Source organism: Paenibacillus sp. FSL R5-0766 (assembly GCF_037971845.1).
GTDB lineage: Bacteria > Bacillota > Bacilli > Paenibacillales > Paenibacillaceae > Paenibacillus.
The window spans coordinates 6,096,173-6,112,752 of record NZ_CP150227.1; the positions used below are offsets into that span (position 1 = coordinate 6,096,173).

Genomic DNA, 16,580 nt, shown 5'->3' on the forward strand with positions numbered 1-16,580 from the left:
ATATTCAGAACCACCCTCCTGAAACATCAAAAAAGTCCTGATGACTTAGAGTCATCAGGACCATTATTTTGTTTATACTTTATTAATTTACTGAATCTATTGATCAACCCATTATCCATGTCATTGGACAACAGTTCGTGTAGTTCCATACTTTTGTAAATGGTTCTACACCTATTTATCATTGGAAAATAAACTAATTTGTACAGAATACCTTACTCAACCGTTACACTTTTCGCCAGGTTACGTGGTTTATCCACATCATGACCCAGTGCCAGGGAAGCATAGTATGCCAGCAATTGCAGCGCAACTACAGACAAAGCAGGGCTTAGCAATGGCAGCGTCTTAGGAATTGCAAACGCTTGGTCTACGGATTTCAGCAATGGTGCTACGTGCTCTTCGTACGTAATTGCCAGTACATCCGCACCACGTGCTTTCACTTCTTTGATGTTGCTCACTGTTTTCTCAAGTACGTTCTCCTGAGTTGCCAAAGCAATAACAGGGATGCCGTCTTCGATCAATGCAAGCGTACCGTGTTTCAACTCACCGGCAGCATACGCCTCGGAGTGAATGTAAGAGATCTCTTTCAGTTTCAATGATCCTTCTTGAGCTACTGCGTAGTCAAGACCACGACCAATGAAGAAGAGATGTTCATGTTTGGAGATTTGCTCTGCATATCCTTTGATTGCCTCCGCTTGCTCCAACATGGACTCCACTTGCTCAGGCAATGCTTGCATTGCTGCCAGCGTGTGTGCAATCTCTTCTGCAGATTGCGTACCACGAACTTGTGCAAGGTACAGACCAAGCAAGTTGAACGCGATCAACTGCGAAGTATACGCTTTGGTAGAAGCTACTGCAATCTCAGGACCTGCCAATGTTGCAATAACATCATCTGCATCACGTGCAATGGAGCTGCCCACTACGTTTGTGATTGCCAGTACATGTGCACCATTGGATTGTGCTTCACGCAATGCAGCAAGCGTATCGGCAGTTTCACCGGATTGGCTCACTACGATTACAAGTGTATCTTTGTGCACGATTGGGGAACGGTAACGGTACTCGGAAGCCACATCTGTTTCAACCGGAATACGTACCAATTGCTCAATCACTGTACGTCCAACCAGACCTGCATGGTACGCTGTACCACATGCAATGATTTGAACGTTACGGATATTTTTAATTTGTTCTTCAGTCATTTTCAACTCAGGAAGTTGAACTTTTTTGCCTTCATTATCGATGCGACCCAGCATAGTATCACGATATGCTTTTGGTTGCTCATGAATTTCTTTCAGCATGAAGTGCTCGAATCCGCCTTTTTCTGCGGTTACAGCATCCCAATCGACACGAATCATTTCCCGAGAAATAAAGTTGCCTTCAATCGTCATCAATTCGACAGCATCATGTGTCAATACAGCCATTTCACCATCATTCAGAATGTACACGTTACGTGTATGTTCCAGAATTGCCGGGATGTCGGAACCAATGAAGTTCTCGCCTTCACCAATACCAATAATCAATGGGCTTGCTTGACGCACAGCTACGAGTTTCTCAGGCTCATGCTCTGTCAATACACCCAGTGCAAATGCGCCACGCAACAACGTGATCACTTTTTGAACTGTTTTGACGATATCACCATTGTATTCACGTGCGATCAGGTGAGAGATAACCTCAGTATCTGTCTCGGAAGTGAACGTGTGACCTTGAGCCATCAATTCATCCTTCAGATCCAGGTAGTTCTCAATAATACCGTTATGCACAACAGAGAACTTCTGGCTTCCATCTGTGTGTGGATGAGAGTTCTCATCTGATGGTTTACCATGAGTTGCCCAACGTGTATGTCCGATTCCGGCATTACCTACCAGTGGTGCACCATCCAGCTTGGCTTCAAGGTTCGCAAGACGACCAAGAGCTTTTGTGATTTGCAGACCTTCTGGTGTGAATACTGCGATACCTGCAGAATCATAACCACGATACTCAAGTTTCTTCAATCCTTCAACCAATACCGATTGAGTGTTCTTATTACCAATATATCCAACAATACCGCACATAATTTATTTCCTCCGTTTGTATATGAATACTGTGTCACGAAGATAAACAGGCAGAGGCGGCACATCGGAAAAATGAGTGATTGCCTAGCGTTTCATGAATACTTGGTACTTATTCAATTATCAATGATCAGAGCGACCTCGTGTAGCCCCGCTGTCATCATAAGTGTTATGAATGCAATCATGAATGTACATCATTTTCCCGTCCGCGTACTGTTTACGCTCTTCACGCACATTCATTTGAATTTTAGTTTAACTCTTGCACCTGCACCGGCGCGTTGTGTGGACAGTCACCTATCCATTTTCCGCAATCCGGTTTACGGCTCTGGTGCTTCACCGGGAGGTCCCCGCCGAACAATCCGAACACCTCCACCTCGTCAGCTTGATTGCCGTTGATCTTAATCAGCCGTTCTTCAACCTAGAAGAAATCCTGATCAACATCATCCCGCGCAACTCCAAGCTCTGGCGCTTGTGTAACTGTAACCTTACGTTCCTCACTTTCTGTGTCTGAATGACAACTCCACTCATTATATGCACGTCAGGTCCATTTTGCAATGGAGCAAAGTACCTGTGACAATTTTAGCATATTTACCTACAATCCCGACCGGATAAACGGACCTATGGTCTCATCAGGCCGGGACGCAGGAATATCCATCATTAGAGGTAATTCAAAAATTCCGTATCTCTTACATCTTCCAGTCCTATACCAGTTCTTTTTGCACTACATCTGCGATGTGAGACACAAATTGTTCAAGTTCGTCTTTATCTGGTCCTTCCGCCATAACACGGATCAGAGATTCAGTACCTGAAGCCCGAACGAGTACACGTCCATTATCGCCGAGTTGCTGTTCTACTGTAGCAATAGCCTGCTCGATTGCAGCATTGCCCTCGTATTTGCTCTTATCTTCAACACGCACATTCACCAATACTTGTGGGTACTGGGTCATTAGCGCTTTTAGTTCACTCAGTTTTTTACCGGAAGCCTTGAGCGTATCCACGAGTTGAATCGCAGTCAGCATACCGTCTCCAGTTGTATTGTAATCCAGGAAAATAACATGGCCAGATTGTTCTCCACCCAAGTTGTAACCGCCGCGACGCATTTCCTCCATCACATAACGATCACCTACTGCCGTTTTAGCTGTTTTCAGTGCAAGTTTCTCTGTTGCTTTGTAGAATCCGATGTTACTCATAACGGTCGATACAACAGTACTGTCCTTCAACTTGCCTGCACGATTCATCGCATCACCGCAGATACACAGAATGAAGTCTCCATCCACCTCAGCGCCTGTCTCATCAATAGCAATCAGACGATCCGCATCCCCGTCAAAAGCAAGACCCAGATCTGCTTTATGTTTAAGCACTTCTTGTTTCAGGTTCTCTGGATGAGTTGATCCACATTGCTCATTAATATTCAGGCCGTTAGGCTCAGCGCCAATGGCAATGACTTCTGCACCTAGTTCACTGAACAATTTTGGTGCCAGTTCATAAGCTGCTCCGTTTGCACAGTCCAGAACAATTTTAAGTCCAGAGAACGACTCATTTACAGTCGTTTTCAGGAAATCAAGGTAACGATAACGGGATTCTTCATCTGTCGTTACAGTACCCAGACCGCCACCTACTGGCCGTGGCAATTGATCTGTCTCCGCATCCATCAGTTCTTCAATCCGGTTCTCTGTTTCATCAGACAGCTTGAAGCCATCTCCGCCAAAGAACTTGATTCCGTTATCCTCAACCGGATTGTGGGAAGCGGAGATCATCACGCCCGCGTCAGCTTTCAACAAACGTGCAATATACGCCACTCCAGGAGTGGATACAACGCCCAGACGGATCACATCAGCGCCAATGGACAACAGACCTGCAACCAGTGCGGATTCCAACATCAATCCCGAGATACGAGTATCCATGCCGATAACCACTTTTGGTCTTTCCACACCACCTGCAAGCACGTAACCACCACAACGTCCAATGCTGTAAGCCAGCTCTGCCGTTAACTCTTTATTGGCAACCCCTCTTACACCGTCTGTACCAAAATATTTCCCCATGATTTAACTCCTTCTATTCGCATCATATACGAGCACTATTATTATTTTTTGAGAATTTTAAAATTAGAACGTTTACGGATTCGCGCCACTTTTACTGCCAGTACCGCTGTTATTATTATTTAAATTACCTCGACTGCTTGTGCTCCCCTGTTGGCCCTGATCCTGAGTATCCGTATTCGATTCCGTTTCTTCTTCATCAGGAACAGGCTCCGTTTCCCCGTTTTCGACCTCGGCTGGTGAAGGGTCAGGTGCTACCGTTCCCTCGTCCGTCGGTTCTTCGCCAGGAGTGGTAGTGGTGTCTTCAGCCTTTTCGCTAATTTTGACCGTCGCACTTAATGCAGTGGATGATTCATCCAGTTTGGCATAACGGGGCAGATCGGCTTCAAGCTTGATCTCATGCGTTCCGACCGCAAGTCCAGCAAGATCCCCGGTTAACGTGAGATCATCACTACTTAGACCCTCAAGCATACTAGCTGAGCCTGTGAGTGTGAGGTTCAGACCGCCACTTTTAGGCGTAACGAGTGTACCTTCCAGCCCATTCCCCGCATCGGTAAGTGTGATGGGGACGCTCGGAAAGACTTTGGTAGTCTCCTCTGCCTCGTCAAATGGGGATATGGTTACCTTGATCTGAATCGAACTAGGCTCGATTTTCTCAAAACCGGAAGGCGGCGTCAAGTCCACGTTAACTGTTGACGTACCTGACTGCTCAAACTGCGTTAGATCAAGGGTTACTTGGTCGTAGGCCTGTATACCCGCAAGCGCATCCTCTGATCCATAAACCGAGACTTCTTTCACGCTTGGCTCTACCGTGGAGAGTACCAGGCCTTCCGGAAGCTGTCCCGAATATTTGATTCTTAAGGGTACAGATGTATAGGGCTGATTGACCGGAACCCGGACTTCAACCGTTTGAGGCGTTATAATCGCATTTTCAAGGACCTTGCCCTCAGCATCGTATGCTTGAAGTTTCACTTTTTTCTGTATGACATCTTCCTTGACATCTTTCACGCTCACACTGCCCTGGACCTTCGCTACAGCCTCGAGTTGTCCTTCGGGCAGAGTTACCTTAACCGGCGTCGAAGGTTCAATTACGGGCGTTCCAGCGCTGTATCCGGCGGATGGTTCCCCTTCGGGTACAATATTCACATTGAAGGATTTGGTGCCCAATTTTTCTACGTTCACCGTAACCATGGAAGGTTCCATGCTGACCACTTCTACCCCGGAAGGCAGATCAGGTACAAGTGGCAGTGTATTGGACCCATCTTTCACCTGACTCAGATCGACCAGTACCTTGTAATCATCATTCGTAAAAATCGATGTTAGCATCGAGCGCTGTCCTTTGATCTCAAGCCGGACCTCATCCGTACTTAATGAAGTAAGCACATAGCTGTTGTTGTCTAATCCATAAGGTTGAACAGGCACCGTACGTTCCACAACCTTGTTGGTTGTCCCTGTTGTAATCGTAGGAGTGGTTGGTACCTCATCCAGATGAATCATGAACCAGAGCAGCAGGCTCACCGCAAGCGCAAGTATTTTGGCAAAGTTATTATTGTTAAACCACTTATCCATTGTTACGTCCTCCCTTCCGTTTCCAGAAGGTTGTCCAGCCATTCTTTTTCAGATTGGATGTAGGGCGCAACTCCTCATACAGTTTGGCAATCAGCGATTCTTCCTTAATATCACGAACGACCTGTCCATTCATTGCAAGTGACACTTGTCCTGTCTCCTCGGAGACAACCAAACAGATCGCATCTGCAACTTCGGTAATCCCGATTGCTGCACGATGACGTGTTCCCAATTCCTTACTGATAAAAGGATTCTCTGATAATGGCAAATAACAAGCTGCCGCCGAAATCTGTTTTCCCTGTATAATAACGGCTCCATCATGGAGCGGTGTATTTGGAATAAAGATGTTAATCATCAGCTCCGAGCTGACCAGAGAGTGCATCTTAATGCCCGATTCCGTGTAATCGTTCAGACCCGTTTCACGTTCAAATACGACCAAAGCGCCAATTTTACGCCGTGACAAATAATTAACTGACTTAATAATCTCACCAATTAACACGGTTAATTCTTCATCACTCGCTGCCGCTGAACGTCCAAACAGCTTACCGCGTCCCAATTGCTCCAGACCACGACGCAGTTCCGGCTGAAAGATAATGAACACCGCAACAACACCAAACGTAAACATCTGGTTCATTAACCATTTGAGCGTATACAGGTTTAGCCACGTACTTAATGCCCAGATCAGCACAAGGAACAGAATCCCTTTCAGGAGCTGAACCGCACGTGTCCCCCGCACAAGCAAAATCAGTTTGTACATAATATAGGTAACGATCAATATATCGATAACGTCCTTAATGGACTCTGTCCACGTTAAGTCAGCAAAATAATTCATAAGCCAGCCCCCGCTATCCCCATTGATGAGTAACCCTGATCTCATATTAACCCATTAGGATTTTATATAATCCTTTGTCTCCGCGTTTTGCATCATTCGATTTGTGCAAAATGCGTATCTATATGTAGTAGTATGTTCTCTTTAGTATCTAGGTTATAACGTTAACGTTCAGGTTGCAAGTTACGGCAGTCTCAAACTGCACATAAACATCACATTTCCCATGATTTACAAAGTTTCGTATAAAAAAAGAGTACCCCATGCAATCTGGAGGTACCCTGCTTGGTATATACCATTGAAGATTTTACCCTGTTCTAGCGATAAGCCACTTCATTTACCATATTGGTTATTTTGTACCAGAACCAGTCCAGCGCCTGATCAATACTTTTCACCTGACCTGAAATATGCGCCGTTGAAGCCTGAAACAGTTGTCCGTCGATAACCGTCAGATTGCCGTTCACATCACCATATACTTGTGCGGTTCCATTTTCTATCGTAAGATCGCCAGCAATTGACTTACCTTCAGGAACAATAACCGTGTTACCCTGAATCACGATCTGGTCCAGATTATTTCCCTTAACAACCATCTCGTTATTCTGATTCCAGAAATTCAAGGCGCTAAAGAGCATCACGACCAAAAAGAAGGCTGCCGCCGTCAGCGCGGGATGTCCTTTGACCCATTTGAGCCATGCTTGCTGTCTCTTGGGCTGGGGCAGAGCATTCATAATTCGATTGGTCAGCTCATCAGAGGCAGACGGTGAATAGTGTTTCATGGCAAAGAGTAACATTTCCGTCTGTTCCAACTCTTTAAAGCGCATGCGACAATCCGGACAGATCACAAGGTGACTTTTCAGTTCAACCTTCTGGGCCGGGGACAACGACTCATCCAAACATTCATGCATTAAAGAGACGGCCGAGTTGCAATCCATATGAGAGCCAATCCTTTCTTAAATCACTTAGTCCATGTGCCATTAAAAAGCACGCATAAGACTTGCATACATTACATACGCATCCGTTTCGGATATGTTTCAAATAATTTCGCCCATATTTAAAGGCGTTTAACATTTATAACTTATACTCCAATTTTTTACGTAGAAAATCACGGCCCCGATGAACGCGTGTCTTGATCGTTGTTACGGGCATACCTGTCACGTCACTGATTTCCTGTAGCGACAAGTCCTGTAAATATCTCAGAATCATAACGGACTTATACTTGGCTGGCAAACTGTCAATGGCCTCACGAATGAGTGTCTGCGTTTCTGACAGGAGCGCTTCACTCTCCGGTGTACGATCATCACTCGGGAGCATCGCATAACCATCAGATCCTTCCTGATCATTCAGTTCAGCATCCAAAGAGTATGAAGGTTTCTTTCTGCGCAGTCGGTCAATACACAGATTGGTTGCGATCCGGTAGATCCAGGTTGAGAACTTCTGGTTCGGGTCGTACTTCTCCATATTACGAAACACACGCAAAAACGTCTCCTGCACAACGTCTTCAGCTTCATGACGATTGTTCAGCATCCGGTATGCCAAATGAAATAGCTTGTCCTTATATAGTTCAACGATTTCTGCAAAGGCTCTTTGGTCGCCCTTGAGCACCAGTTTAATAAGCCTGTTCTCCAAATTGTCCACCCTTATTCCCCCAGACATGCTGATGGGTCTTCCGTCTTCTGATACCCGTCCACACTTGTAATTCACCAATCAAATCGTAAATCAACTTTGGTCAAAAATCAAGACTGTATGACAAATATCCGCCAAAAACAGTAAAAACGGGAACTCCCGCAGGAGTCCCGTTTCATCTCTCACTCCGTAGAGCAGAGAATGGAGCTTTTATTCAACAAAGTAATAGGTACTTTGTTACATATGATTATTCAAATGAAGCAGTTCAATCATCAACCTGTATTACGCAGTCCTGCAGCGATGCCGTTAATTGTCAGCAACACTTCTCTGAGCAGTTCCGTATCATCCTCACCACGTTCACGCATATCTCTGAGCTCGCTCAGAAGTTGAACTTGCATGTAGGACAACGGATCTACATAAGGGTTACGAAGACGAATGGATTCTTGAATAACCGGTACATCATCCAAAATTTCAGCTTCTCCGGTAATTTTCAGAATCAGCTCTTTTGTGAGCTTGAATTCGGCTTCAATCTGACCGTATATGCGATCACGGGCTTCCTTGTTCGAAGTCATTGCTGAATATTCTTTGGCAATCACCAGATCTGCCTTGGCTACGGCCATCTGTACCGTATCAATTAATGTACGGAAGAATGGGAAGCTTGCATACATTTCTTTCAGGACAACCAGATTTTCCTCTTTACCCTGATAGTAACTTTGCAATCCTGTTCCTGCCGCATACCATGCCGGAAGCAGATAACGACTTTGAGTCCAGGCGAATACCCAAGGGATCGCTCTCAGATCTTCAAACTTATCACTATTTTTACGCTTGGATGGACGGGAGCCAATGTTCAGCTCACCAACCTCCGGAAGCGGCGTTGATTCTTTGAAGAATGTGAAGAAGTCTGGATCACGGAAAATCAGATCCTGATATTTCGTCAGAGATACTTCCGAAATCTCTTTGATGATGCTGTCCCAATGACGTTCGGATGCTGACTCTTGCGGCTCAAGCCCATTAAGTGCTGCTGTGATTAGAGCCGAAGTTGCCTGCTCCAGACTGCGGTATGCAATCCCCTGAAGGGAATAACGGGAAGAAATAACCTCTCCCTGCTCCGTAATCTTGATGCCCCCACCAATCGTATGTGGTGGTTGAGCAAGAATACTGCGGTTGAGTGGCATGCCTCCACGTCCCAGAGCCCCGCCACGTCCATGGAAGAACTTCAGCTTAACGCCATGTTCATTACCTACAGCCGTGATGGCATTCATTGCTACACGCAGTTCCCAGTTGGCTGTAACCACTCCGCCATCCTTGTTACTGTCAGAATAACCAAGCATGATTTCATGCAGTTCATTCCGTCCTTTTACGCTTGCGCGGTATACAGGAAGGTTGAACAGCTTCTGCATAATGTCCGAAGCCGCATGTAGATCATCAATGGTTTCAAACAGTGGTACCGCTTGAAGAGTAGATACAACCTCACCGTTGTGTCCTTTGGTGAATAAGCCCACTTCCTTGGCAAATACCATAACCTCCAGCAAATCACTTGCGCCCTGCGTCATACTGATCAGGTAACTTGTGATACAGCCGTTCCCAAATTCGTTTTGGGCACGCTTAATGGTACGGAAGACATCCAGACATTCTTTGGTTCCCTCCGTGTATTGATGATAAGGAGAAGTAAGCGGACGTGGATCATCCAGCAAACGAGCAAGCAGATCGATTTTACCGTCTTCAGTCAGACGCGCATAATCCTCTACAATGTTCATTTTCGCCAAAATCTCCGACATCGCATTTTCATGTTCCTTACTGTGCTGACGCACATCCAATGCTGCAGTATGGAAACCAAACAACTCTACTTGACGAATCATTTTGCGAATGGTCGTATCTGCTACGTAATCGGCAAAATGATGGCGCAGACTTCGATCAATAATCATCAGTTCATCAATCAAATCCTGTGCGCTATGATAACGGTCAGGCTGACCTAATTTGTTCTCATCCAGTACATTGTTCAGCTTGGCAATCATATAAGCCAATTTGATGCGGTATGGCTCTTTTTCATTCCGCCAGATATCCACTTTTTTCAATGTAACAGAATTACGGTCCTGCTCAATCGACTGCACCAGCTCATCCGATACGTGAATGATGTTTGTGCTGAAGCTGAGATGGCCCATAAGTTCAATCATAATCCGTTGGTATTCACGCAAAGCGAGCTTGCGTTGCATCAAGAGTGTCTGCCATGTTACATCTGAAGTTACCGAAGGATTTCCATCCCGGTCTCCACCGATCCAGGAACCGAACCGCAAATACGTCGGCACATGCCAGTCATGGTCAGGATAAAATTTGTTCAGGCAGCGTTCCAGCTCCTGATATACATCCGGAAGTACGTGGAACAACGTTTCATGAAAGTAATACATCCCGTTCCGCACTTCATCAAGCACAGTCGGTTTACGGTCACGAAGCTCATCAGTCTGCCATAGTGTAATGACTTCGTTCAGCAACTTCTCCCGCAACTGTTCACGTTCACGCAACGTCAGCGTAGGATTATCAAGTGACATGACGTCTTCGGATATCCGCTTGTGGATGTCCAGAATAACCCGGCGCATGGCTTCGGTTGGGTGAGCTGTCATAACGAGTTCCAGTGACAAATCATCAAGAATCTCTTCCACCTCTGTATGAGACAGTCCACGTTCCTTAAGATCCTGTACTGCTTTCTCAATCGATCCTGGCTGCACAGCGTCCCCAGCAGAACGTTCATAATCCCGTTTACGCCGGATCCGATGGTTTTGTTCAGCAATATTAACTAATTGAAAATAAATAGCGAAAGCCCGAATAACCTGGTGACGATTGTCCGAGTCTAATTCCTGGATCATCGTTTTGAACTCTGCATAGAGTTCTGGCAGAAATTCTGCACGCAACGATTTGCTCGTTTCCCGAATCTTCTCAACGATATCTAGAAGCTCCGTGCCGCCTTGATGGACAAGAACTTCTCCGAGTATATTGCCCAGGAACCGCACGTCTCGCCGAAGCAGGTTGTTGGATTGGCTTTTGCTGGCGGTTACCATAGTTTCAGTCATGCTTATCCTCCCATCTGATCGTTCCATTCGTACACGTAAATTTGACACCTTCATAACATCATACAATAAAATGGTACGAAAATCTTTATTTTTCTACTAGAAAAAATGGGGATTATCCCCGATTTACAGCACAAAAACACGCTTTTTTATTCATTTTCTTGTTCTGCTTCAATTAATGGTCATATGCTGTCGCATGATACCTTTTTCACGTACTTTAGATAAATCAAATATCTCATACCTATGCTTAAAAATTTATAAATATACAGTTACTTTAGATATGATTCCATGGTACCTGATCGTAAGGTTATACCGCATAATTTCATTATTTGAGAACAGATGATATACAAAGAAACATGACCGGCAAAGCAAGCTTTTGTATACTTTACCACAGTGACGTAATAAATTAAAGATAAAATTATAAATTCCTTCCCACTACAAGTCTGCTTATTAGGGGAGTTTCTTATGTATGTTCCTAACCTACTGTAAACGTAGGGATATCTTAACAGACCATTTCTACATAATGTTCTTAGCTTTTTGGGCAGATTAATCTATAGCTCTTACTAAAAAGGAGGAATCCAAATGATGAAGAAAGGTACAACAATTATTGCTTCCGTGCTTCTGGTGGCCGCGATGGCTGGCCCTGCTGCTGCTGATGGTCAAATGTCCAAAGGAATGGATACAACCGGCTCACGTGTCCGGTCTTATCAGGACACCAACTACATGGACCGCACAAACACTAATTCCAACATGAATATGAACATGGATGGAAACTACCGCAACAATGGTGACTATCGTACCAACAATGTTCGGGCAAATGCTACAACAACCGACCGTGACAACGGCATGGATTGGGGCTGGCTTGGTTTGCTGGGACTGCTTGGATTAGCTGGCATGCGTAAAAGAGTGACGGACCACAACGAACGTTAAATTGTGCGCTCTTCACTATACAATAGCTGCTACGTCTTAGAGGCAGCTCACCCATAGAGATAAACAGAAGAGCCAAGACCTCCCTAATTGGATAGTAAAGGGGTCTTGGCTCTTTTTTAAATAAACCTGTATTGTACTTTACATAAAATATTATATAAATAACTGCTAATTCTTACGTTAATAAAAGTAAAAAGCCTCTGCATCTGCAAAGGCTTTTCGTTATATCCTGTAAGCGGGTGATGGGAATCGAACCCACGCTATTAGCTTGGAAGGCTAAAGTTCTACCATTGAACTACACCCGCATAAACAAAAATCGGGATGACACGATTTGAACATGCGACCCCCTGGTCCCAAACCAGGTGCTCTACCAAGCTGAGCTACATCCCGATACTAAAAAAATAATGGCGCGCCCTGAGAGATTCGAACTCCCGGCCTTTTGATTCGTAGTCAAACGCTCTATCCAGCTGAGCTAAGGGCGCAAAATATTGGAGCGGAAGACGGGAATCGAACCCGCGACCCTCGCCTTGGCAAGGCGATGCTCTACCGCTGAGCCACTTCCGCAAATAAAGGATGCGCGTGGAGGGACTTGAACCCCCACGTCAAAGACGCTAGATCCTAAGTCTAGTGCGTCTGCCAATTCCGCCACACGCGCATATGATGGTGAGTCATGAAGGGCTCGAACCTTCGACACCCTGATTAAAAGTCAGGTGCTCTACCAACTGAGCTAATGACTCATACTAAAATGGCTGGGGATATAGGATTTGAACCTATGCATGACGGAGTCAAAGTCCGTTGCCTTACCGCTTGGCTAATCCCCAATAAAAATATGGTGGAGGCTGAGGGGATCGAACCCCCGACCCTCTGCTTGTAAGGCAGATGCTCTCCCAGCTGAGCTAAGCCTCCAACTATATGACCCGTAGGGGATTCGAACCCCTGTTACCTCCGTGAAAGGGAGGTGTCTTAACCCCTTGACCAACGGGCCCCATTTCCAAAGCTCTCAACCGGGATCGAACCGGTGACCTCATCCTTACCATGGATGCACTCTACCTACTGAGCTATGAGAGCAAATGGCTCCCCGAACAGGGCTCGAACCTGTGACAACTCGATTAACAGTCGAGTGCTCTACCAACTGAGCTATCAGGGAATATATGCATTTGCAGTGCAAATGCAATTCATCGTACAACATCAACATGCAGAGCCTGTTTTCTATGTATGATGAAAGAGTTCGCTTGGCGGCGTCCTACTCTCCCAGGACCCTGCGGTCCAAGTACCATCGGCGCTAGAGGGCTTAACGGTCGTGTTCGGGATGGGTACGTGTGGAACCCCTCCGCCATCGCCACCAAACGCGTAGCTTACATTTCAGAGTTGTTGTTCTCTGAAAACTAGATTCGAAACAAAACATGCGAATTATCACTTGCTATTGGATAAGCCCTCGACCGATTAGTACTGGTCAGCTCCATGCATTGCTGCACTTCCACCCCCAGCCTATCTACCTCGTCGTCTTCAAGGGGTCTTACATACTGGGAAATCTCATCTTGAGGGGGGCTTCACGCTTAGATGCTTTCAGCGTTTATCCCGTCCGTACATAGCTACCCAGCGGTGCTCCTGGCGGAACAACTGGTACACCAGCGGTACGTCCATCCCGGTCCTCTCGTACTAAGGACAGCTCCTCTCAAATTTCCTACGCCCACGACAGATAGGGACCGAACTGTCTCACGACGTTCTGAACCCAGCTCGCGTACCGCTTTAATGGGCGAACAGCCCAACCCTTGGGACCTACTTCAGCCCCAGGATGCGATGAGCCGACATCGAGGTGCCAAACCTCCCCGTCGATGTGGACTCTTGGGGGAGATAAGCCTGTTATCCCCAGGGTAGCTTTTATCCGTTGAGCGATGGCCCTTCCATGCGGTACCACCGGATCACTAAGCCCGACTTTCGTCCCTGCTCGACTTGTAGGTCTCGCAGTCAAGCTCCCTTATGCCTTTGCACTCTTCGAATGATTTCCAACCATTCTGAGGGAACCTTTGGGCGCCTCCGTTACTCTTTAGGAGGCGACCGCCCCAGTCAAACTGCCCACCTGACACTGTCCCCGCACCGGATTACGGTACCAGGTTAGAACCTAGATACGATCAGGGTGGTATCCCAACGTTGCCTCCATGCAAGCTGGCGCTCACACTTCAAAGGCTCCCACCTATCCTGTACAGATCGTACCCAAATTCAATATCAAGCTGCAGTAAAGCTCCATGGGGTCTTTCCGTCTTGTCGCGGGTAACCTGCATCTTCACAGGTATTAAAATTTCACCGGATCTCTCGTTGAGACAGCGCCCAAGTCGTTACGCCATTCGTGCGGGTCAGAATTTACCTGACAAGGAATTTCGCTACCTTAGGACCGTTATAGTTACGGCCGCCGTTTACTGGGGCTTCGGTTCACAGCTTCGGGATGACTCCCTAACCACTCCCCTTAACCTTCCAGCACCGGGCAGGCGTCAGCCCGTATACTTCGCCTTACGGCTTCGCACAGACCTGTGTTTTTGCTAAACAGTCGCTTGGGCCTTTTCACTGCGGCCCCCTCGTGCTATTCACACTACCGGGGCACCCCTTCTCCCGAAGTTACGGGGTCATTTTGCCGAGTTCCTTAACGAGAGTTCTTCCGCGCGCCTTAGAATACTCTTCTCGCCTACCTGTGTCGGTTTGCGGTACGGGCACCATCACCTGGCTAGAGGCTTTTCTTGGCAGTGTGAGATCATGACCTTCGCTACTATAATTTTCGCTCCCCATCACAGCTCAGCCTTACAATGTGCGGATTTGCCTACACATCAGCCTTACTGCTTAGACGGACATCCATCAGTCCGCGTCACTACCCTACTGCGTCCCCCCATTGCTCATAACGGCTTACGGTGGTACAGGAATTTCGACCTGTTGTCCTTCGACTACGCCTTTCGGCCTCGCCTTAGGTCCCGACTTACCCTGAGCGGACGAGCCTTCCTCAGGAACCCTTAGGCTTTCGGCGGATCAGATTCTCACTGATCTTTTCGTTACTCATACCGGCATTCTCACTTGTATAATGTCCAGCGCTCCTTACGGTACACCTTCAACCCTTATACAACGCTCCCCTACCCCTGGATCGACTTCACTCCAGCTTCGAAGTCCTGTGTTTATCCCCTGGGAAGCATTTGGTCATCCAAGATAGAATCTCTTGTCAGACAAAAATGTCCTTGTGGTAAACACCGCCTCAAAGAAGCAGTGAAGTCGATCCAAGCCATAGCTTCGGTGGTGTGTTTAGCCCCGTTACATTTTCGGCGCAGAGTCACTCGACCAGTGAGCTATTACGCACTCTTTCAATGGTGGCTGCTTCTAAGCCAACATCCTGGTTGTCTGTGCAACTCCACATCCTTTCCCACTTAACACACACTTGGGGACCTTAGCTGATGGTCTGGGCTGTTTCCCTTTTGACAATGGATCTTAGCACTCACTGTCTGACTCCCGGAAGTAAGTCTATGGCATTCGGAGTTTGACTGAGCTTGGTAACCCTTGCGGGCCCCGCACCCAATCAGTGCTCTACCTCCACGACTCTGTTTTCCGAGGCTAGCCCTAAAGCTATTTCGGGGAGAACCAGCTATCTCCGAGTTCGATTGGAATTTCTCCGCTACCCCCACCTCATCCCCGCATTTTTCAACATGCGTGGGTTCGGGCCTCCAGTGCGTGTTACCGCACCTTCACCCTGGACAGGGGTAGATCACCCGGTTTCGGGTCTACGTCCACGTACTATGTCGCCCTATTCAGACTCGCTTTCGCTGCGGCTCCGGCTCTTCACCTTAACCTTGCACGGGAACGTAACTCGCCGGTTCATTCTACAAAAGGCACGCCATCACCCCTAAAACGGGCTCTGACTTTTTGTAAGCACACGGTTTCAGGTTCTATTTCACTCCCCTTCCGGGGTGCTTTTCACCTTTCCCTCACGGTACTGCTTCACTATCGGTCGCTAGGAAGTATTTAGCCTTGGCAGATGGTCCTGCCGGATTCATACGGGGTTTCACGTGCCCCGCACTACTCGGGATCCGTCTCGGAGGGAACCAACTTTCAACTACAGGGCTTTTACCTTCTTTGGCGGGCCTTTCCAGACCTCTTCGCTTAACCGGTTCCTTTGTAACTCCATGTGAGACGTCCCACAACCCCAAAGAGCAAGCTCTTTGGTTTGGGCTTCTCCGCGTTCGCTCGCCGCTACTGACGGAATCACTATTGTTTTCTCTTCCTCAGGGTACTTAGATGTTTCAGTTCCCCTGGTATGCCTCTACACAACCTATGTATTCAGTTGTGAGTAACTGGAAATTACCCCAGCTGGGTTTCCCCATTCGGACACCCCCGGATCAAAGCTTGCTTACAGCTCCCCGAGGCAGTTTCGTTGTTCGCCACGTCCTTCATCGGCTCCTAGCGCCTAGGCATCCTCCGTGTGCTCTTAGTAGCTTAACCATTTTGTTCCGGTTTCGGTCGC

At 47.0% G+C, this 16,580-nt stretch carries 8 protein-coding genes, 11 tRNA genes and 2 rRNA genes; 1 reads left to right on the forward strand and 20 read right to left on the reverse strand.

The window, feature by feature from the left end:
• Positions 1 to 212: 212 nt before the first annotated feature.
• The 7 genes from glmS to ppc form a co-directional block, all read right to left on the reverse strand.
• Entirely contained in the window at positions 213 to 2,045 is a 1,833-nt protein-coding gene (gene glmS, locus MKY66_RS26320; protein ID WP_076217241.1) for a glutamine--fructose-6-phosphate transaminase (isomerizing), read from the reverse strand.
• A gap of 698 nt (positions 2,046 to 2,743) precedes the next feature.
• On the reverse strand, positions 2,744 to 4,084 hold the full coding sequence (gene glmM / locus MKY66_RS26325) for a phosphoglucosamine mutase (protein ID WP_076217240.1): 1,341 nt from the start codon (positions 4,082 to 4,084) through the stop codon (positions 2,744 to 2,746).
• 72 nt (positions 4,085 to 4,156) lie between these two features.
• Positions 4,157 to 5,650: a CdaR family protein gene (locus MKY66_RS26330; protein ID WP_076217239.1), complete on the reverse strand. Its 1,494-nt coding sequence runs from the start codon at positions 5,648 to 5,650 to the stop codon at positions 4,157 to 4,159.
• On the reverse strand, positions 5,643 to 6,479 hold the full coding sequence (cdaA, locus tag MKY66_RS26335; protein ID WP_017692119.1) for a diadenylate cyclase CdaA: 837 nt from the start codon (positions 6,477 to 6,479) through the stop codon (positions 5,643 to 5,645). Before cdaA ends, MKY66_RS26330 begins: the two co-directional genes overlap by 8 nt.
• Before the next feature lie 311 nt (positions 6,480 to 6,790).
• On the reverse strand, positions 6,791 to 7,405 hold the full coding sequence (locus tag MKY66_RS26340) for a zf-HC2 domain-containing protein (RefSeq protein WP_036614042.1): 615 nt from the start codon (positions 7,403 to 7,405) through the stop codon (positions 6,791 to 6,793).
• A gap of 136 nt (positions 7,406 to 7,541) precedes the next feature.
• Positions 7,542 to 8,108 (reverse strand): RNA polymerase sigma factor SigW, encoded by a 567-nt coding sequence (gene sigW / locus MKY66_RS26345; protein WP_036614044.1) that lies wholly within the window; start codon positions 8,106 to 8,108, stop codon positions 7,542 to 7,544.
• 260 nt (positions 8,109 to 8,368) lie between these two features.
• Complete coding sequence (gene ppc, locus MKY66_RS26350) at positions 8,369 to 11,161, reverse strand: phosphoenolpyruvate carboxylase (protein ID WP_076217238.1); 2,793 nt, start codon at positions 11,159 to 11,161, stop codon at positions 8,369 to 8,371.
• A gap of 579 nt (positions 11,162 to 11,740) precedes the next feature.
• Here ppc and MKY66_RS26355 point away from each other — a divergent pair.
• On the forward strand, positions 11,741 to 12,088 hold the full coding sequence (locus tag MKY66_RS26355; protein ID WP_076217237.1) for a WGxxGxxG family protein: 348 nt from the start codon (positions 11,741 to 11,743) through the stop codon (positions 12,086 to 12,088).
• Positions 12,089 to 12,319: 231 nt separating this feature from the next.
• On the opposite strand, the gene MKY66_RS26360 is transcribed toward MKY66_RS26355, so the two are convergent.
• The 13 genes from MKY66_RS26360 to MKY66_RS26420 form a co-directional block, all read right to left on the reverse strand.
• Positions 12,320 to 12,390, reverse strand: a tRNA-Gly gene (locus tag MKY66_RS26360).
• 11 nt (positions 12,391 to 12,401) lie between these two features.
• Positions 12,402 to 12,475, reverse strand: a tRNA-Pro gene (locus tag MKY66_RS26365).
• A gap of 15 nt (positions 12,476 to 12,490) precedes the next feature.
• Positions 12,491 to 12,567: transfer RNA gene (locus tag MKY66_RS26370), tRNA-Arg, on the reverse strand.
• Between the two features lie 7 nt (positions 12,568 to 12,574).
• Positions 12,575 to 12,649: transfer RNA gene (locus tag MKY66_RS26375), tRNA-Gly, on the reverse strand.
• Positions 12,650 to 12,659: 10 nt separating this feature from the next.
• Positions 12,660 to 12,740 (reverse strand) — tRNA-Leu (locus MKY66_RS26380).
• 6 nt (positions 12,741 to 12,746) lie between these two features.
• Positions 12,747 to 12,822, reverse strand: a tRNA-Lys gene (locus tag MKY66_RS26385).
• Positions 12,823 to 12,831: 9 nt separating this feature from the next.
• A tRNA-Gln gene (locus MKY66_RS26390) sits at positions 12,832 to 12,906 on the reverse strand.
• Between the two features lie 9 nt (positions 12,907 to 12,915).
• Positions 12,916 to 12,991, reverse strand: a tRNA-Val gene (locus MKY66_RS26395).
• Between the two features lie 7 nt (positions 12,992 to 12,998).
• Positions 12,999 to 13,070, reverse strand: a tRNA-Glu gene (locus tag MKY66_RS26400).
• Between the two features lie 10 nt (positions 13,071 to 13,080).
• Positions 13,081 to 13,153: transfer RNA gene (locus tag MKY66_RS26405), tRNA-Thr, on the reverse strand.
• A 3-nt stretch (positions 13,154 to 13,156) separates the two neighbouring features.
• Positions 13,157 to 13,232 (reverse strand) — tRNA-Asn (locus MKY66_RS26410).
• An 83-nt stretch (positions 13,233 to 13,315) separates the two neighbouring features.
• A 5S ribosomal RNA gene (gene rrf / locus MKY66_RS26415) occupies positions 13,316 to 13,432 on the reverse strand.
• A 76-nt stretch (positions 13,433 to 13,508) separates the two neighbouring features.
• Positions 13,509 to 16,558 (reverse strand): 23S ribosomal RNA (locus MKY66_RS26420).
• Positions 16,559 to 16,580 lie beyond the last annotated feature (22 nt).